Genomic DNA, 411 nt, shown 5'->3' on the forward strand with positions numbered 1-411 from the left:
GAGGACAGCGACACCACCGGCAGCCTGCACGACAAGCTGGCGGCGCTGGGCGGGAGCATGATCGTCGAGGCGCTGCGCCGCATGGAACGCGGCGAATTGACGTCCACCCCGCAGCCCGAGGAAGGCGTGACCTACACCGCCAAGATCAGCAAGGACGAAGCCAAGCTCGACTTCGCCCTGACGGCCGTCGCGCTGTGGCGCAAGGTGCGCGCCTTCAATCCCTTCCCCGCCGCCCAAGGCATGGTGAACGGGACGGCGGTCAAGATCTGGAAGGCCGAACTGGCCGACTACGCAGGCAAGGCGGCGCCGGGCACGGTGCTGTCGAGCGATGCGCAAGGCATCGTCGTGGCCTGCGGCGAAGGCGCGCTGCGGTTGCTGGAGTTGGAGAAGCCGGGCGGCGAGCGCCTGGGG

The 411-nt window shown here is 69.3% G+C and carries 1 protein-coding gene; it reads left to right on the forward strand.

Translation table 11 applies throughout. The features are described from left to right. The coding region (locus KVT32_RS28900; protein ID WP_371825636.1) for a methionyl-tRNA formyltransferase at nucleotides 1-411 on the forward strand (411 nt) is incomplete at both ends.

Source organism: Achromobacter sp. GbtcB20 (genome assembly GCF_019091095.1).
Classification (GTDB): domain Bacteria; phylum Pseudomonadota; class Gammaproteobacteria; order Burkholderiales; family Burkholderiaceae_B; genus Achromobacter; species Achromobacter mucicolens.